This window comes from Bacillus sp. z33, from assembly GCF_058313615.1.
This window is the reverse complement of the sequence record NZ_JBZFQN010000001.1, coordinates 1,103,160-1,119,926: the sequence shown is the minus strand read 5'-3', so window position 1 is coordinate 1,119,926 and position 16,767 is coordinate 1,103,160. Positions and strand designations below refer to the sequence as shown.

Below are 16,767 nucleotides of genomic sequence, written 5' to 3'. Positions count from 1 at the left end.
CTACTTATCATGGCTCTGACAGTAAAAATAAGGAATACACTTATAGAATTTTTTTATAGTTTAGTTCTGCATTGTTGATGTGATGAATATATTGACAAAGTGTGCTAAAAACAAACATGGGTATAGTTCAAGGAGGTTATCAAGTGACTATCAATATGATCCTGTTCACTGTCACAATTAAATCCAATAAGTTAGATCGTTCTGAATATGTTTCAATACGCCAAGCAGAAAATGAAATGCTTGATCGCAAGACAATTATGATTAATAAATTTTATTAATTCATTCTATTTTTATAAAGTCTGCAAGGCTCTTAAAGTTTTTTTACGGAAAAAAAGCTACAAGCATGCTAAAACATGCCTATTATTTGGATGGCAGTGGTTAATTATGATAAATCATATTGTTTTAAACGTATCTAAATATCTCTGGATTAATTAAGATAGCGTATAATTCTAAACTCACAGCACAGTATAATCAATTATTCTTTAAGAACAAGTTAATTGGGACTAACTCCCTATGTTGAATTTTGGTTATCAAGAAATATAAGGGGGTGGTTACCATATATTATTTGTAATGGGTGTTGCCGTTATTACGATCAGACTTGTTATTGTTGCTGATATAACAATTATAAAATCATGAATAGAGAAACTTATGCAGAGCATAAGTTTTTCCCCTATTAGGTTCCAAAGTAACCGCCGCCAGAGAAACCCCAAAAGCCAAAGAAGAATAATAAGATGAATAAAATGATAAGAATAGCAAATCCAGCTCCAAACCCACCTCGGCAGGGCGGCGGAGGGCAGCCCCAGCCAAAACTGGGTCCCCCATAAGGATAAGGATACATAAATGAACCTCCTTATACATTAGATTATTGCTATAGTATGGGGAAATGCCTCCAAAGGATTGGGGATAAAATAAATAACTTAATTCTTAAAGGACATGCAAGGGATAGAGGCTGTTGTCATACATTCTAATAATCTAACTGTTTGAAACAGTGAGGAGCTGATCTTTAATGGCAGGGGTTTTAGCAGCATTTGGATATTTTATTAAAGAATTGGTTTTTCTTGTCTCCTATGTGAAAAACAATGCATTTCCCCAACCGTTATCAGCAAAGGAAGAAAGGGAATGTATTGAAAGGATGGCGAAAGGAGATGCGGAGGCAAGGAATTTATTAATTGAACATAATCTAAGGCTTGTAGCTCACATTGTGAAGAAGTTTGAAAATACTGGGGAGGATACCGAAGATCTTATCTCAATCGGGACGATTGGCTTAATAAAGGCTATTGAATCATATTCTTCAGGCAAAGGCACGAAACTTGCTACATATGCGGCACGTTGTATAGAGAATGAAATTTTGATGCACCTTCGAGTGATAAAAAAAACAAAGAAAGATGTATCTTTACATGACCCGATTGGTCAAGATAAAGAAGGAAATGAAATATCATTGCTTGATATATTAAAATCTGAGTCTGAGGATGTCATTGACACAATCCAACTTAATATGGAACTTGAAAAAGTAAAGCAATATATTGATATACTTGATGACCGTGAAAAAGAAGTGATCGTTGGCAGGTTTGGTCTGGATTTAAAAAAGGAAAAGACACAAAGAGAGATAGCGAAAGAACTTGGTATTTCCCGTAGCTATGTTTCGAGAATTGAAAAAAGAGCTTTAATGAAAATGTTCCATGAATTTTATCGGGCAGAGAAGGAAAAAAGGAAGAAAAAATAGTTAAAACGGGCAAAAGATACTTGTCCGTTTTTTTGGGTGGAAGGAAATAATATTGACACGCTTTTAAGAAATTGAGGTGTCAATATGGAAAGATTTAACCCTCAGGATTCTCCATCCTATTTTTACCGATTCGGTTGCATGGTAACCCAATACTATAAGGTAATTTTGTTTATTTGGGGGCTGCTATTCATTGGCGGGATAACGCTAATGCCATCTTTTTTTAATCATCTCGCACCTCCGCAGTTAGATGTAAGTGGATCACAATCTGAACTAACTCAAAAATTAATAGAACGTACATTTACAAAAGATATGGGTGAACAGAATTTTCTTATCTTTCATTCCGATAAACAGACAATAAATGAAAATCATTTTTATGAAAATGTAGATCATGTACTGGCTGATATTCAAGAAATAGAAGGGGTAACAGTTCTTGCTCATCCACTTGAAGAACAGCTTATGGAGGGGACTAACCAAATTTCATCAGATTTGCACACGTGTTATGCTTTACTTTTCATTGAAGGAAATAAGGAACACATACTAGGGACAGTTGATAGGCTTCATGCATATTTGGATTCAAAAAAGGGGGATCTGGAACTATATTTGACTGGCTCTACTCCGACAATAAAAGATTTGACCCATATGGAAAAGCGTGATCTTTCCTTTGCGGAAAAGATAGGAATGCCTTTTGTCCTGGTGGTTCTTTTGGTGGCATTTGGTTCCCTTACAGCAGCAATGATTCCGATTATTATGGGGGCCATGGCTGTTATAATTACCTTTGGATGTTTAAGTATTTCAGGGTACCAGGATTTTGATGTTATTGTACCGAGTGTAGTCACGATGATAGGGCTTGGAATAGGAATTGATTATTCATTATTCCTGATTATGAGATACAAGGAAGAACTCCAAAAAACAGATTCACATCAGGCAATTGCCATAGCAATCGCCACCAGTGGAAAGTCTATATTTTTATCTGGTATGACGGTTATGATCTCGTTAATAGGGCTTCCTCTTGTTCATGCAAAATTATTTCTAAATCTAACGATCGGCACGTTTGCTGTTTTATTCGTACTAATACTGCTGACGCTTACTTTTTTACCTTCATTATTGTGTTTGCTGGGCCATCGTTTGAATAGCTTTTCCATACCATTTATGAAGACAAAGTCTAATCAGACAAGAAATTATATGTATAGATGGACAAAACATATCATGAAGTACTCCATTTCCTATTTAATTGGTACGACGATAATTCTTGCAGCACTCACAACACCATTATTAAAGATCCAGTTAGGAATAGGGCTTAATCAAGATGCCTTAAAGGATTATCCATCTGGTAAGGGGAATGCACTGTTAGAGAGAGAATTTGTTGCTGGTTTATATTCACCGGTTCTATTGGTACAGAAAGCTAAAGGTAATCAATTTAGTATGGATGAGCTCCAGGGAATCGCTGCGATGACGGATATTCTTCAAACCTATGATGAGGTCCAAATGATTTCTTCTATAACGGAATTAACCAATCATTTATCAGGCAATCAATCAAGTGAAGTGCTAGAATTACTCAGACTGCCGGAACTAAAGCCTTATACCAAGTTTTTGGTAAATGAGGATTTTAATGTAGCACCTCTCATGATTACCTTGAAATATGCACCTGATTCTGTTGAAGCAAAAGCATTTGTCTCTAAAATAAGTGAGCGTTTCAAAAAAGAAGTAAATGACGGGACTCTCTATATTGGTGGATTTACAGCACAAATAAATGATTTACACGAAGAAACGGTGAAAAAAACGCCCATTGTCATCCTTATTATATTAATGATTTCCTATTGTTTTTTGGTAATTGCTTTCAAAAGTTTGCTCATTCCAGTAAAAGCTATACTTTTAAATATTATTTGTGTAACAGCGGCGTGCGGAATGACAGTAGCTGTCTTTCAATTTGGATGGGGAGAGAGTCTGTTCCAGTTTACATCACCTGGATATTTACAGTCTTATTTGCCTGTCTTGACATTCGCTATATTGTTTGGTTTATCAATGGATTATGAAGTATTTCTAGTTGGGAGAATAAAAGAAGAATGGGAAAACTCCCTGGATAATGAAGAATCAATTGCAAAGGGTATCGAATATACAGGTCCTTTTATCACCCAGGCTGCAATCATTATGATGATTGTGTTCACTTCATTTATTCTGACACGTGTGCTAGAGATTAAACAATTGGGTTTCACACTGGCTGTTGCGATTTTATTGGATGCTACAATTATCCGGTTAATCCTTGTCCCCATTCTTTTGAAAATGATGGGGAAATGGAATTGGTGGATTCCGCTGCCTGCAAAGAGGAAATAGGAGTTTTAGGGATAATATACTTTGCATAACAGAAAGAAAAATCTTTCCCTTCCTTTAAAGGAATAGTAAACTAAGTAGAGACAAACACCCTGTACGTCATGGGTGTTTTTGCTACTTTTCTAATCAATCAAGTGGTTTTTAAGTATAAGTGCCCATTATTACTAAAGGGAAAATAGGTGAAGAACGTGAAGGAAAAATTATATCAATCATTAATTGAATTGACGAATGGCAGATGGACATCGTCGCTTTTAAGGAAATTTGCTAATTCTAAAGTAAGCAGAAGGATCATCCCATCATTTGCTAAGCAATATAAGATCAATCTGGATGAGATGGACCGTCCCATTCATGAATATACATCCTTGCATGACTTTTTCACAAGGGCTTTAATGCAGGGCGCACGCGATATAAATGGTGATGAAGGTACTGTCGTCAGTCCGGTAGATGCTGTATTGGAAGACAGTGGCGTTATACAAGAAGATTCCTCTTTTAAAGTGAAAGGAAAGGTTTACTCGGTAGAGGAGATGCTTGGGAGTGCTAAGGAAACGGAGAAATATTTGGGCGGAAGGTATATGGTTCTTTATTTAAGTCCAAGTCATTACCATCGTATCCATTCTCCTGTGGATGGAATGGTTACGCGTATGTATAGCCTTGGTCAAAAATCGTATCCAGTCAATAAGTGGGGAATGACATTAGGGAAACACCCCTTATCAAAAAATTATCGGGAGATTACAGAAATCCGGCATCCTGGTGGTTTTCTATCAGTAGTTAAGGTCGGTGCCATGTTTGTTAATTCAATAGAGAGAACACATTCTGGGGATACTTTGCATAAAGGGGAAGAAATCGGATATTTTTCTTTCGGTTCAACAGTAGTTCTATTGTTTGAGAAGGAAACATTCAGCCCATCCATAACCGGAAAATTACCGCAATCGGTACATGTTGGAGAAACTATAGGGTATATAAAATAAAAAGATTAGGCCCTGGTTACTAGACCAGGGCTACAGATGACCATCCATTTTGTGGCGTTAGTTTAGAATATTCTATAAGATAAGGATCTCCTGTCAATTTCTCTCTCGATAAGACGGATAAATTCTTGACTTAAGTTTAAATGCCTGGCTTTGTAGTAAGATTCGATTAACAGATCATCAGGTAATTTTTGCATTATTTTGCCTTGCGGCTTCACCTCCAATTTACCGTTCTAAATGGGTGGCAACGACAGTATATTAGTAGTTTGCCTTGGTGTATCCTTAATTTAACAGAATCGAGCAAGCGGAACAACCGTTCTGTTATCCACAAGGGTAGGTGTATAACTTGTGGGTAACATGTGCGTATCTTTAAGGAACGAAATAAATCGTACTGGATATAAGAAAAAGGGTTGTTAGTGATGTGAATAAACTTATCCACAGTTTTACGCAATGACGTAATATGTCGAAAGGTTTTCCATTTTGACCACACTTTTCATCAAATTTAGCTAATTAGCTATGACATAAATTAAAATATCCGTTATGATGAATAGCGGTGAGAAAGAATAATAGAGGTGTATAGAATGATAAAAGCATTTTTACCTTCCCAGCATGTTAAAAGTATTTTTGAAATTAAACCTCAGGAATTAAAAGATAAAGGGATAAAGGGGATTATTACAGACTTGGATAATACTCTTGTGGAATGGGACCGCCCGCTTGCCACGCCTGAACTGATCACTTGGTTTGAGATGATGAAGAAAAACGGAATTAAAGTGACCATTGTATCCAATAACAGTGAACTCCGTGTAAAATCGTTTGCTGACCCACTTCAAATTCCATTTATCTTTAGGGCAAAGAAACCTATGGGTGCTGCTTTCAAAAGAGCTGTAGATATTATGGGTATTAAAAGGGAAGAAGCAGTCGTAATTGGTGATCAGCTTCTAACTGATGTACTAGGTGGTAATCGTAATGGATTTCAAACAATCCTTGTAGTTCCTGTTGCTCAAACAGATGGATGGACTACTAAAATAAATCGTAAAATTGAACGCAGAATATTAACATGGTTCCGTAAAAAAGGCCAGATAACATGGGAGGACTAGAATTGGAAAAGGAACAAATAAGTTGTGTAGGATGCGGTGTTGCCATTCAAACGGAGAATCCGGAGAAAATTGGTTATGCACCTGCTTCCTCTCTTCAAAAGGAACAAATCATTTGCCAAAGATGTTTTCGGCTTAAGCACTATAATGAGGTTCAGGATGTATCCTTAACCGATGACGATTTCTTGAAAATTTTGAATGGAATTGGAAGTAAAGAGGCTTTAATCGTTAAATTGGTTGATATTTTTGATTTTAATGGAAGCTGGCTTCCTGGTATACAGAGATTCGTCGGCCATAACCCGGTCGTTTTAATTGGTAATAAAAGTGATTTGCTGCCTAAATCTGTGAAACCTAAAAAGCTGATTGCCTGGATGAAACAAATGTCGGCTGAACTGGGCTTGAAGCCAGTTGATGTCATGCTTGTCAGCGGTGCCAAGGGACAAGGTATTGAAGAGGCAATGCAGCGTATTGAGGAATTGCGTGAAGGGCGTGATGTATATGTTGTGGGCTGTACAAACGTTGGGAAATCAACCTTTATCAATCGAATTATTAAGCAGGGAAGCGGAGAAGAAAATGTGATTACAACTTCATACTTCCCGGGAACGACCCTTGATATCATTGAAATACCTCTGGATGATGAAAAAGCACTGATCGACACACCGGGAATCATTAATCATCATCAAATGGCTCATTATGTAGGCAAAGAAGATTTAAAAGTAATTACTCCGAAAAAAGAGATTAAACCAAGAGTTTTTCAATTAAATGAAGGACAAACACTCTTTTTCGGCGGATTGGCTCGATTTGATTTTATCCAGGGCGAAAGAAATTCATTTACCTGTTACTTGTCTAATGATCTTAATATCCATCGGACAAAACTGGAAAAAGCGGATGAGCTGTATAAAACACATGCAGGCGATTTATTGGTGCCGCCGAATCCTTCTGAATTAGATGATTTCCCACCACTTGTAGCTCATCAGTTCTCTATAAAAGAAGGAAAAACAGATATCGTATTTTCAGGTCTGGGCTGGGTGACAATTAATAAGCCGGGTGCAGTAATAGCGGCACATGTTCCAAAAGGGGTACAAGTGACAATTCGTAAATCATTGATCTAAAGGGAGAGTAAAATGAATAAACTGTTCGGCGTATTAGGGAATCCTATTAAGCATTCAATGTCTCCGCTTATTCATAATGACGCATTTGAAAAATATTCGATAGGTGGAGTATATTTGCCTTTTTGCGTGGAGGATACTGATTTACAACAAGCAGTTCAAGGATTAAAAGCTTTGGGAGCCGGTGGTTTTAATGTGACGGTCCCTTTTAAAAGCCTTATTATTCCTTATATCGATGTACTGGACGAGTTTGCACGTGAGGTTGGGGCTGTTAATACAGTTGTCAATAGAGACGGGCGTTTATATGGGTACAATACAGACGGACCTGGATTCATCAAAGGCCTGCTCTCCCTTACAGCGCAAATAGATGATAAAAACGTTTTAATCATCGGAGCTGGCGGTGCAGCGAGGGGAATTTATTTTGCATTAGCCAAAGCAGGTGTGGCTAAACTTGATCTTGCCAATCGAACAGTTTCTTCTGCCGAACAGTTATTGTCTGATTATCAGGGTACCGTAAGCTCAAGTGCCATTAGCCTGAAAGAGGCAGAAAGTTCTCTTGGCCAATATGATATTATTATTCAGACAACCTCAGTTGGGTTGGCAGATATAAATGAGTCACCACTATCGTTGGGAAAATTAACTCAAAACGCTATTGTATGTGATATTATTTATAATCCTCTTGAAACCAAATTATTAAAAGAGGCAAAAGAACGTGGTAATAAGATTCAAAACGGCGTGGATATGTTTGTAAATCAGGGAGCACTGGCTTTCGAGTTATGGACAGGTGTTATGCCGGATACAGAAAGAATGAAACAATTAGTTTTACAACAATTAGGAGGATCATAAATGTTAAAAGGTAAACAAAAAAGTTTTTTACGCTCAAAGGCACACTCCCTACAACCGATATTCCAGGTTGGAAAAGGCGGAGTGAATGAAAATATGATTAAACAAATTGGCGAGGCTTTGGAAGTAAGAGAACTTATAAAAGTAAGCATACTTCAAAACTGTGAAGAAGACCGTGATACTGTGGCTGAACAGCTTTCTAAAGGTGCACGTGCGGAATTGGTTCAAGTCATCGGTAATACAATTGTTTTATATAAAGAATCCAGAGAAAACAAACAAATTATTCTGCCATCATAATTAAATTCTTATTCAGGGAAGGGGGCACTCAATATGAAGAAAATTGGAATTTTGGGCGGAACGTTCGATCCACCTCATATCGGCCATTTAATCATTGCTAATGAAGTCAGGGAGCATATGGGGTTAGATGAGATACGTTTTATGCCCAATAATGTGCCCCCTCATAAAACCAAAACATCAACGACTAATCAAGAACGCTTTGATATGCTTACCTTAGCAATTGGTACGAATCCATATTTGACTATTGATACGATTGAATGGGAAAGAACAGGACCATCGTATACGATAGATACCATTAAACTTATGAAAGAACGGGAAGGCGATTCAGAAATATATTTCATTATCGGCGCCGATATGATTGAATACTTACCTAAGTGGAAAGATATAGACCAATTGAGTCAATTAGTCCGCTTTATTGGCGTTAGACGTCCGGGATACAGTACGGAAACATCCTATCCCGTCAAATTGGTGGATATTCCGGAAATCGCTGTTTCCTCTTCCTGGATTCGTACAAAAATAAGCAAGGGAAAGACAATTAACTATTTGGTGCCTGAAGCGGTAAAGCTATATATTGAGGAGAATCATTTATATGGATCAAAAAAAAGCACTGGAATTGGTTAGGCAGCAATTGCCTGACAAAAGATATATTCATACATTGGGTGTTATGGAAAGTGCTCAGGAATTGGCAGAGCGTTATGGTGCAGATACAGAGAAAGCGAAGTTGGCAGCGATCCTGCATGACTATGCCAAATACCGTCCTCTGGATGAAATGGTAGAAATTATAAAGAGTGAGCATCTCCCACCGGACCTATTGGATTATAATTCAGAAGTATGGCATGCGCCGGTTGGAGCTGTTTTAGTTAAGAAAGAAGCAGATATTTACGATGAGGAAATACTTTCAGCAATCAGAAACCATACTTCTGGCTGTGTTGGGATGAGTATGCTTGATAAGATCATATATTTGGCTGATTATATAGAGCCTGGGAGAAGTTTCCCTGGAGTAGATGAAGTGAGAACCTTGGCTATGGAAAGCTTAGATCAAGCTGTGCTTCAGGCAATGGGCAATACAATCATATTTTTAATTAAAAAAAATCAAAGGATCTATCCAGACACCTTTCATGCCTATAACGATCTTGCAATGCAATTAGGGAGGAGCAACTAAATGAATGGGAAAGAATTATTACAAGTAGCTGTAAAAGCTGCTGATGATAAAAGAGCGGAAGAAATTCTTGTTTTAGATATGAAAGGGATTTCTTTAATCTCAGATTACTTCATTATTTGCCATGGGAACTCAGACAAACAAGTACAAGCTATAGCGCGTGAAATGAAGGAGAAGGTTGAAGAATCGGGAGCAACATTGCGTCGTATGGAAGGCTTTGATGAAGCGCGATGGATTCTTGTAGATATGGGGGACGTGGTAGCGCATATTTTTCATAAGGATGACCGTTCTTATTACAAATTGGAAAGATTATGGGGAGATGCCCCAGAAGTTTCCTTGCAGGATTTTAATCTATGAATTTGAATTATCAAAACTTTGCCTATGTTTACGATTATCTGATGAAAGATGCTCCTTATCAGGAATGGGTTGAGTTTGTAGAGAAAATTGCTCAGAAATATCAATTAGGTGAAAAACTAATTCTTGATATTGGGTGTGGAACAGGAGAACTTGCTATCCGTTTGAAAGAATCTGGCTTCCATCCAACTGGCATCGATTTATCAGAAGAAATGTTGGCGGTTGCCATTCAAAAAGCAAACGAGAAACAGTTGAACATCCCGTTTTATCATCAGGATATGAGAGTTTTAGATGGACTTGAGCAGTATGATTTAGTTGTCATCTTTTGTGACTCATTAAATTATTTAGCCGATGAAAATGATGTGAAGGCTACATTTGCAGGTGTTTTGAATCATTTAAAAGAGGATGGTTTATTTATATTTGATGTCCATTCGGTTCATAAAATGGCTACCCTTTTTAATGATCAGACTTATGCAGATAACGGAGATGATATTTCTTTCATTTGGAACGCTTGGAAGGGGACGGATGTGCCTCACAGTGTTGTGCATGAGTTGACTTTCTTTGTATATGATCAGGAGCTTGATGCGTATAGCAGGTTTGACGAGGACCATTTTCAACGTACATACCCAATTGAAATGTATAAAGCATGGCTTGATGAAATTGGATTCGAAATCGTAGAATTGATGGGGGATTTCGGAGGAAATTCCCTTGAAAAGGCTGAAAGAATCTTTTTTGTTTGTAAAAGAAAATAAAGATAAAAACCCAGGAAACGTATTGGTTCCTGGGTTTTTTACGTATTGGACACAAATTTTTCATAAATACGTGTCTTTTCATAAAGGATTTTTACAAACCATGTGAGAATTTATTAATAGTATGGAACCCCAAACTGATTTTCGATCCCTTTCAAATCTTCTTCAAATTTACGATGTGTAGCCTGAAAGAGATGTTTAAACACATCTCCCAATTCATTCTCTAATACTTTAATCCCCTCACCTGTAATCCCGCCTTTAACACAAACTTTTTCTTGTAAAGCAGGCAATGTGTAGTGTTGTTGATGTAATAATTCACCAAGACCAATAAGCATGGATTCAGTTAATTGGGTGGCTGCTTCAGTCGTTATTCCAGTATGGTCAACTGCTGCTTCAATGAATTTTCTCGCAATAAAGCTAAAAAATGCCGGTCCGCAACTTACAATATCAGAAGAAACTCTTGTATAGTCATTTTCGATTACCAGTGGTTTTGAAATAAAGGATGATAAATCCTGAAGATAATTACGCCACGATGGACGGCAGGATTCGCCGAATGTCAGAAGTGCAGCACCTGATGAAGCACGATTAGTGATGGAAGGTATAAACCTGGCACAAGAACAGGAAACCGTAGCTTCCAATTGTTTTATAGAAATTGGGCTTGTAATCGATACCAAACATTTTTCTACTGTTAGATAAGGTTCAAGGTTCTCAATTAAAGGGAACATTTCATGTGGTTTTACACACAAAAAGATTAAATCAGCCTGTTTTGCAAGTTCAATACTCGAATGGGCTACATTGATTCCTGGAAATTGAGCAGCCAGGGATTGAGCTTTATGTAAAGTTCTGTTCGTAATTACTAAATCCTCTGCTCTTACTGCGGATGACTCAATTAAGCTTTGAATCATGATGGTCCCCATATTACCTGTGCCAATAATGCCGGTAATCATATAAATCCTCCTTATGAATGAATATCCCGATATCCACTATTGTTTATAACCAATCTATGCAAACAACCAATAATTATGAAGAGGAGCGTGAAACAATTGAATGATCAAATCGTACAGTTTATCCGCCGAAATGGAATACTACTAGCAGGTGCTGGAGTAGCCTGTGCTGCACTATTTTTTTGGAATACACAAAGCGAAGAAGGGCAAAGGGAGGAAAGTGCAATTAATTGGACGGAGGAGAGTGAAGTAAAGAATGAGGAAATTGAAAAGCCGGCGACTGTGCCTGAAACAGTAACAACTTATAAGGTTGATGTGAAAGGCGCTGTCCAAAAACCTGGAGTATATGAGTTTGCAACAGGAGACCGGGTGACAGATGTTATTCAAAAGGCAGGAGGTTTTAAAAATGGGGCTGACAGTAAACAAGTGAATATGGCACAACTGGTTGAAGATGAGATGGTTATTTATATCCCGACAAAAGGGGAAGTGGTGGATAATACCTCCAACCAAATTGCAGTGGAAAATTCCGGGGATGTAGCGGCAGACAAGGCAGATGGTACAATCAATTTAAACAAAGCCACATCCGAAGAATTGCAGGAACTTCCGGGAATTGGCCCAAGCAAAGCGACTGCTATTTTGCAGAAACGGGAAGAACTCGGAACATTTAAGGATGTAGAAGATCTGAAAGAAGTAACAGGTATAGGAGATAAAACATTCGAAAAGCTAAAGGAATTAATAACTGTAAAGTAAGAGAAGAATGGTTGTCTATTCTATATAATTCTTGTTAAAGTGTAGGAAAGCTAATTGTTTTAGAAAGAGGAGAGAGAAATGGAGCGTATTTCCTGGGATCAGTATTTTATGGCACAAAGCCACTTACTCGCATTAAGAAGTACATGTACAAGGTTGATGGTAGGAGCTACAGTCGTAAGAGATAATCGTATTATTGCCGGTGGGTACAACGGTTCGATTGCTGGTGGCGTCCATTGTGTGGATGAAGGTTGCTATGTTATTGACAACCATTGTGTTCGGACCATTCATGCTGAGATGAATGCTTTATTGCAGTGTGCTAAATTTGGAGTGCCAACTGAGGGTGCAGGGATATATGTTACTCATTTCCCTTGTCTGCAGTGCTGTAAAGCCTTGATCCAAGCGGGAATTAAAAAGATTTATTATGCAGAAGCCTATAAGAATCATCCATATGCTGAAGAATTATTCGAGCAGGCGGGCGTACTGGTTAAACAAGTGATGATAGATGAAAAATGGGTTGATTTCCATGATACAAAGAAAATGAACTTTGTAATGGAGCTTATTAATGAGCTGAAAGAAAGAGGAGCATCTGACTCAGAACTTGCTCGTTATATGGATGAGGCAGTAAACTTGTTCCCGCAATTTGAGTGATATGAGCAATCAGTTTTTATTTTATTGTGCTGTAATCACAGTATTAGGGGTTGCAGCACCCATTTATATCAATAAATCCTTTCTACTTTTACTGATCCTCACATTTTGTTTCATTTTAAAAAAATTTCCGTTTAAGCAATCGTCTCTCCTATTTGTCATCTTCGCTATTTTTTGTCTGCATAGCTATTTTTGGAATCAATCTAATACTAGTCTCTTGACCGGTGAGGAGACACATCTCCAAATTAGTTTTTCTACTTACCCTAAGATTAATGGAGACCAGGTTAGCGGTCTCGCTAAACTATCAAATAATGAGCATATTTGGATTACTTATCGGATGGATCATGAGGGAGAGGCAACTGAACTTAATAATATGATCTTTACCGGAAAAACCTTCCGTGTAACTGGGAATCTGGAAAAACCAACTCATGCGACAGTCGAAAACGGATTTGATTTTTTTAACTATTTAAGATTCCAGAGAGCCCATTGGATATTGAAAATCGAAGATAAGGAAGATATATCCACAGAAAGTGGTAATTTGTTTGTAAAACTGTCTCAAATGAGAGAGCGGGAGTTAAAGCGAATTGACGAGTTATATTCAGACAGCTCGGGCAGTTTTACTAAAGCACTTATTTTTGGTGAACAAGCGGATATATCGGAGGATATGTATAACCAATTTAAAAAGCTTGGGATTGTTCATATATTGGCCTTATCTGGAATGCAAGTTGCGTTAGTGGCAGCTATTTTGTTTTATAGCTTTTTACGGATTGGTTTAACTCGCAGTTATACCTACTTATTACTGGCTTGTTTGCTTCCGTTTTATGCAGTCATTACCGGTTTGTCAGCGTCGATTGTCAGAGCATGCGTAATGGCAGCAGTCTTTATGTTTGGTCAGTTTATCGGATTGCGTTTGACTGCATTTAAGACGATAACAATATGTTTAATGGGATATTTGCTCATCAATCCATTCCAATTATTTCAAATAGGCTTTCAACTATCTTTTTTGCTGACATATGGGCTGATTCTTTCCACGAGAATTTTTCAGAGAGGGTTTCATTCACCAGTAGCAAACCTCCTGATTATGACGGCAATCTGCCAAATCATCTCCCTTCCTATCATTCTCTATTATTTTTATGAAGTTTCCCTCATTAGTTTCATTTCTAATATAATCTATGTTCCGTTGTTTACCTATTTATTGTTTCCTCTAACGATTGGTGTTTATCTATTCGTGAATGTTGATTTTTTAACTCATCCTGCCTTGCAGCTGCTGGATACGATTTATATTTTATTGGAGGAATCAACAGCGTTTATGTCAGATTTGCCTGTTACCACCCTTTTATTTGGTAAACCTTCCAATCTGATCTTGGTATTGATCGTGCTTTGTTTTGTATTTATTTTAATTGTAATAGAGATTCACTCAAAACGGCTCATCACCGTCTGCCTGATAACGTTACTGTTGCTCTGTTATCAATATAACCATCAGCTTTTCTCGAAAAAAGGAGAGGTAACATTTATAGATGTGGGGCAGGGAGATGCGACATTCATTCAATTGCCTCATAATGAAGGGAACTATCTTATTGATACGGGTGGCGCCACTCTATTTGGAAAGGAGAACTGGGCATTGCAAAAAAAGCAGTTTGATCCCGGAGAAGATATTATTTTGCCATATTTAAAAAGTAAAGGCATTAAGGTGATTGATAAGTTAATACTTACACATGCGGATCAGGACCATATAGGAGGTGCTGGAGCCATCGTAGAAGCATTGAAGGTTCGTGAAATTTTGATTCCATTTGAACAACGTGAGGAGTTTCGGGAGACAGCAATAATAAAAAAAGCGATTAGCCGTCAAATTACGATCATAGAAGTGCAGGCCGGAATGGATTGGAGTGTTGGAGACGCTAAATTTACTGTTATATCGCCGGTAGATAAGGTTGAAGAAAAGAATGAGTCTTCAATTGTGATGAAGGCACATATCAACCAAATAGATTGGTTGCTTGTTGGAGATTTGGGAGAGCCCGGAGAGACCAAACTGCTGCAAAATAAAACGAATCTGAAAGCTGACGTTTTAAAAGTGGGTCATCATGGCAGCAGAAACTCAACTCAAGAAGAGTTTATAAGAGCAGTAGAGCCAAAAATCGCTGTTATATCATCAGGTAGAGATAATCGCTTTGGGCACCCGCATGAGGAAGTCATTGAATTGCTCCATGATGAAGAGATCATCATTTACAGAACGGATTTGCAGGGCAGTATTCAGTATAAGTATAAGAGCAAAAAAGATGGAACGCTTTCTATTCAAAGTCCATAGAATATGTAGGAAATGAAAAACGGCCATGAGGCCGCTTGAAGAAATGAACTATTTACCGATTAATTGTATGACCATAGCAATAATAAACATTGTAGCGAAAAAACCAAATGATACAACAAATCCCATGATGGAATCTGACACGTCATTTGTCTTTGATTGTACATTCTTTTCAAACTCGTTCATTAATCCACCCCCCGACCACATTTTCAGTATAGAACATTTAGTAAAAAAAATCCACAATCTCCAATTTATATCAATATATCCTTATGTTTTACAAATAAATGTATCCTTATAAAACAGAAAAATTGAAATTGAGGTTGATCTATAGCGCTTTTTCGCTTTTTTGTTTGGTGTCCCGGGGCCGGCAAGAAGGCGTTGATATAGATTGTGGGAACCGGATATTTTTTCCGGTTCCTATTGTAATACTTGTCAAAATGGATGGCTACGATTAGGATGGAAGGAGCAAATTATAAACAGAGGCGATTATTGTGGTAGTAGATTTATGGAACGCAATTAAAAGTAAACGGTTTAGTCCTGTCTATCTATTATATGGGGAAGAAGAGTATTTTATAAAAAAGACCAAAGCATTGATCTGTGAGCATGCTTTATCAGAGGACGAAGCAGAGTTTAATTTGGCAACAGTTGATTTAGAAGAAACTCCTGTGGAATTAGCAATAGAAGAATTGGAAACTTTACCGTTTATCGGGGAGCGCAGGGTGGTTATTTTACATAATCCCACATTTTTAACAGCTGAAAGAAAAAAAGAAAAGGTCGATCATGATTTGAAGCGATTGGAAAGTTATTTGGCTAATCCTTCACCAACTTCGATTGCCGTCTTTATTGCCCCGTATCCAAAACTGGACGAGCGGAAGAAAATAACAAAAGAATTGAAGCGTAATTCCGCTGTCCTGGAAGCAAAACCTTTATATGAAAAGGAATTAACGAAATGGTTAATGGCAAATGCTAAATCTTTAGGAGTGAAAATTTCACCTGATGCGGTGGAAACCTTATTATCCCTAACGGGGAATCATTTAATGATGGCTGCTGGAGAATTAGAAAAGCTCGCTTTATATGCGACAGTCGAACAGGAGATTGACAAGTCGATGGTCAATAAACTTGTTCCTAAAAGTTTTGACCAGAATGTCTTTGATTTGGTCGATTATATTATGAACGGTCAAAAAAAAGAAGCCGTCCAGTTATACAAAGAGCTATTGATATTAAAAGAAGAACCGATTCGAATATTGGCTGCCATCGCTCGGCAATATCGAATTATTTTACAGGTTAAAAAGTTATCGGGGCAAGGATACAGTTTCCAGCAAATCGCATCCAAATTAAAAATGAGTCCTTATCCGGTTAAACTGGCTCTGAAGCGTGTAAATGATTTTTCTGATATGAAGTTATTGCGTGCTCTTGGCGAATTAGCCGAACTCGACTTTAGAATGAAGAGTGGTGCAGGTGATAAAGAAATTCTTTTAGAGCTGTTTATATTAAAATCCTAAAAT

Annotated in this window: 20 protein-coding genes; 16 read left to right on the top strand and 4 right to left on the bottom strand. The window is 37.6% G+C overall.

What is annotated here, in order from left to right; genetic code table 11:
• The first annotated feature begins 143 nt into the window (after window positions 1-143).
• Window positions 144-278, top strand: a complete 135-nt coding sequence (locus tag AC4G3L_RS05310) for a YrzI family small protein (protein WP_491075928.1) — start codon at window positions 144-146, stop codon at window positions 276-278.
• 395 nt (window positions 279-673) lie between these two features.
• Here the strand turns inward: AC4G3L_RS05310 and AC4G3L_RS05305 are convergent, their stop codons facing one another.
• Complete coding sequence (locus AC4G3L_RS05305; RefSeq protein ID WP_491075927.1) at window positions 674-838, bottom strand: YjcZ family sporulation protein; 165 nt, start codon at window positions 836-838, stop codon at window positions 674-676.
• A 168-nt stretch (window positions 839-1,006) separates the two neighbouring features.
• Here AC4G3L_RS05305 and sigK point away from each other — a divergent pair, with 168 nt between their 5' ends.
• The 3 genes from sigK to AC4G3L_RS05290 all read left to right on the top strand — a co-directional run bounded on the left by sigK (window position 1,007) and on the right by AC4G3L_RS05290 (window position 5,019).
• The gene (gene sigK / locus AC4G3L_RS05300; RefSeq protein ID WP_491075926.1) at window positions 1,007-1,723 is read left to right on the top strand and encodes an RNA polymerase sporulation sigma factor SigK; all 717 of its coding nucleotides are present in this window, start codon (window positions 1,007-1,009) and stop codon (window positions 1,721-1,723) included.
• 84 nt (window positions 1,724-1,807) lie between these two features.
• Window positions 1,808-4,054, top strand: coding sequence for an MMPL family transporter (locus AC4G3L_RS05295; protein WP_491075925.1), 2,247 nt, complete (start codon window positions 1,808-1,810; stop codon window positions 4,052-4,054).
• Between the two features lie 185 nt (window positions 4,055-4,239).
• Complete coding sequence (locus AC4G3L_RS05290; RefSeq protein ID WP_491075924.1) at window positions 4,240-5,019, top strand: phosphatidylserine decarboxylase; 780 nt, start codon at window positions 4,240-4,242, stop codon at window positions 5,017-5,019.
• Between the two features lie 62 nt (window positions 5,020-5,081).
• Here the strand turns inward: AC4G3L_RS05290 and AC4G3L_RS05285 are convergent, their stop codons facing one another.
• On the bottom strand, window positions 5,082-5,213 hold the full coding sequence (locus AC4G3L_RS05285; RefSeq protein WP_491076241.1) for a sporulation histidine kinase inhibitor Sda: 132 nt from the start codon (window positions 5,211-5,213) through the stop codon (window positions 5,082-5,084).
• A 384-nt stretch (window positions 5,214-5,597) separates the two neighbouring features.
• Here AC4G3L_RS05285 and AC4G3L_RS05280 point away from each other — a divergent pair, with 384 nt between their 5' ends.
• The 8 genes from AC4G3L_RS05280 to AC4G3L_RS05245 are packed head-to-tail and all read left to right on the top strand — an operon-like array spanning window position 5,598 to window position 10,624.
• The gene (locus tag AC4G3L_RS05280; RefSeq protein ID WP_491075923.1) at window positions 5,598-6,113 is read left to right on the top strand and encodes a YqeG family HAD IIIA-type phosphatase; all 516 of its coding nucleotides are present in this window, start codon (window positions 5,598-5,600) and stop codon (window positions 6,111-6,113) included.
• A 2-nt stretch (window positions 6,114-6,115) separates the two neighbouring features.
• A complete protein-coding gene (gene yqeH, locus AC4G3L_RS05275; protein ID WP_491075922.1) occupies window positions 6,116-7,222 on the top strand; it encodes a ribosome biogenesis GTPase YqeH in 1,107 nt (368 codons plus the stop codon).
• 12 nt (window positions 7,223-7,234) lie between these two features.
• On the top strand, window positions 7,235-8,065 hold the full coding sequence (aroE, locus tag AC4G3L_RS05270) for a shikimate dehydrogenase (protein ID WP_491075921.1): 831 nt from the start codon (window positions 7,235-7,237) through the stop codon (window positions 8,063-8,065).
• The gene (yhbY, locus tag AC4G3L_RS05265; RefSeq protein WP_491075920.1) at window positions 8,066-8,359 is read left to right on the top strand and encodes a ribosome assembly RNA-binding protein YhbY; all 294 of its coding nucleotides are present in this window, start codon (window positions 8,066-8,068) and stop codon (window positions 8,357-8,359) included.
• Between the two features lie 33 nt (window positions 8,360-8,392).
• Window positions 8,393-8,980: a nicotinate-nucleotide adenylyltransferase gene (locus tag AC4G3L_RS05260; RefSeq protein WP_491075919.1), complete on the top strand. Its 588-nt coding sequence runs from the start codon at window positions 8,393-8,395 to the stop codon at window positions 8,978-8,980.
• Window positions 8,949-9,521 carry a bis(5'-nucleosyl)-tetraphosphatase (symmetrical) YqeK gene (yqeK, locus tag AC4G3L_RS05255; protein WP_491075918.1) on the top strand — a complete coding sequence of 191 codons (573 nt, stop codon included), beginning with the start codon at window positions 8,949-8,951 and terminating at the stop codon, window positions 9,519-9,521. The genes AC4G3L_RS05260 and yqeK overlap by 32 nt, the downstream gene beginning before the upstream one ends.
• On the top strand, window positions 9,522-9,875 hold the full coding sequence (gene rsfS, locus AC4G3L_RS05250) for a ribosome silencing factor (protein ID WP_491075917.1): 354 nt from the start codon (window positions 9,522-9,524) through the stop codon (window positions 9,873-9,875).
• A complete protein-coding gene (locus AC4G3L_RS05245) occupies window positions 9,872-10,624 on the top strand; it encodes a class I SAM-dependent DNA methyltransferase (RefSeq protein WP_491075916.1) in 753 nt (250 codons plus the stop codon). The genes rsfS and AC4G3L_RS05245 overlap by 4 nt, the downstream gene beginning before the upstream one ends.
• A gap of 113 nt (window positions 10,625-10,737) precedes the next feature.
• On the opposite strand, the gene comER is transcribed toward AC4G3L_RS05245, so the two are convergent.
• Complete coding sequence (comER, locus tag AC4G3L_RS05240; protein WP_491075915.1) at window positions 10,738-11,568, bottom strand: late competence protein ComER; 831 nt, start codon at window positions 11,566-11,568, stop codon at window positions 10,738-10,740.
• A gap of 96 nt (window positions 11,569-11,664) precedes the next feature.
• Here comER and AC4G3L_RS05235 point away from each other — a divergent pair, with 96 nt between their 5' ends.
• The 3 genes from AC4G3L_RS05235 to AC4G3L_RS05225 all read left to right on the top strand — a co-directional run bounded on the left by AC4G3L_RS05235 (window position 11,665) and on the right by AC4G3L_RS05225 (window position 15,265).
• Window positions 11,665-12,315, top strand: coding sequence for a helix-hairpin-helix domain-containing protein (locus tag AC4G3L_RS05235; protein ID WP_491075914.1), 651 nt, complete (start codon window positions 11,665-11,667; stop codon window positions 12,313-12,315).
• A 78-nt stretch (window positions 12,316-12,393) separates the two neighbouring features.
• Window positions 12,394-12,963, top strand: coding sequence for a ComE operon protein 2 (locus AC4G3L_RS05230; RefSeq protein WP_491075913.1), 570 nt, complete (start codon window positions 12,394-12,396; stop codon window positions 12,961-12,963).
• Between the two features lies 1 nt (window position 12,964).
• On the top strand, window positions 12,965-15,265 hold the full coding sequence (locus AC4G3L_RS05225; protein ID WP_491075912.1) for a DNA internalization-related competence protein ComEC/Rec2: 2,301 nt from the start codon (window positions 12,965-12,967) through the stop codon (window positions 15,263-15,265).
• Between the two features lie 48 nt (window positions 15,266-15,313).
• On the opposite strand, the gene AC4G3L_RS05220 is transcribed toward AC4G3L_RS05225, so the two are convergent.
• Window positions 15,314-15,448 (bottom strand): YqzM family protein, encoded by a 135-nt coding sequence (locus AC4G3L_RS05220; RefSeq protein WP_491075911.1) that lies wholly within the window; start codon window positions 15,446-15,448, stop codon window positions 15,314-15,316.
• 305 nt (window positions 15,449-15,753) lie between these two features.
• Between AC4G3L_RS05220 and holA the strand changes: the two genes are divergently transcribed.
• Window positions 15,754-16,764 carry a DNA polymerase III subunit delta gene (holA, locus tag AC4G3L_RS05215; RefSeq protein WP_491075910.1) on the top strand — a complete coding sequence of 337 codons (1,011 nt, stop codon included), beginning with the start codon at window positions 15,754-15,756 and terminating at the stop codon, window positions 16,762-16,764.
• Window positions 16,765-16,767 lie beyond the last annotated feature (3 nt).

Coding starts and splice junctions, on each gene's coding strand:
- aroE (WP_491075921.1), top strand. CDS start 7,235: ATGAATAAACTGTTCGGCGTATTAGGGAATCCTATTAAGCATTCAATG.
- yqeK (WP_491075918.1), top strand. CDS start 8,949: ATGGATCAAAAAAAAGCACTGGAATTGGTTAGGCAGCAATTGCCTGAC.
- sigK (WP_491075926.1), top strand. CDS start 1,007: ATGGCAGGGGTTTTAGCAGCATTTGGATATTTTATTAAAGAATTGGTT.
- AC4G3L_RS05280 (WP_491075923.1), top strand. CDS start 5,598: ATGATAAAAGCATTTTTACCTTCCCAGCATGTTAAAAGTATTTTTGAA.
- AC4G3L_RS05245 (WP_491075916.1), top strand. CDS start 9,872: ATGAATTTGAATTATCAAAACTTTGCCTATGTTTACGATTATCTGATG.
- rsfS (WP_491075917.1), top strand. CDS start 9,522: ATGAATGGGAAAGAATTATTACAAGTAGCTGTAAAAGCTGCTGATGAT.
- comER (WP_491075915.1), bottom strand. CDS start 11,568: ATGATTACCGGCATTATTGGCACAGGTAATATGGGGACCATCATGATT.
- AC4G3L_RS05230 (WP_491075913.1), top strand. CDS start 12,394: ATGGAGCGTATTTCCTGGGATCAGTATTTTATGGCACAAAGCCACTTA.
- AC4G3L_RS05285 (WP_491076241.1), bottom strand. CDS start 5,213: ATGCAAAAATTACCTGATGATCTGTTAATCGAATCTTACTACAAAGCC.
- AC4G3L_RS05295 (WP_491075925.1), top strand. CDS start 1,808: ATGGAAAGATTTAACCCTCAGGATTCTCCATCCTATTTTTACCGATTC.
- AC4G3L_RS05260 (WP_491075919.1), top strand. CDS start 8,393: ATGAAGAAAATTGGAATTTTGGGCGGAACGTTCGATCCACCTCATATC.
- AC4G3L_RS05305 (WP_491075927.1), bottom strand. CDS start 838: ATGTATCCTTATCCTTATGGGGGACCCAGTTTTGGCTGGGGCTGCCCT.
- AC4G3L_RS05225 (WP_491075912.1), top strand. CDS start 12,965: ATGAGCAATCAGTTTTTATTTTATTGTGCTGTAATCACAGTATTAGGG.
- yhbY (WP_491075920.1), top strand. CDS start 8,066: ATGTTAAAAGGTAAACAAAAAAGTTTTTTACGCTCAAAGGCACACTCC.
- AC4G3L_RS05220 (WP_491075911.1), bottom strand. CDS start 15,448: ATGAACGAGTTTGAAAAGAATGTACAATCAAAGACAAATGACGTGTCA.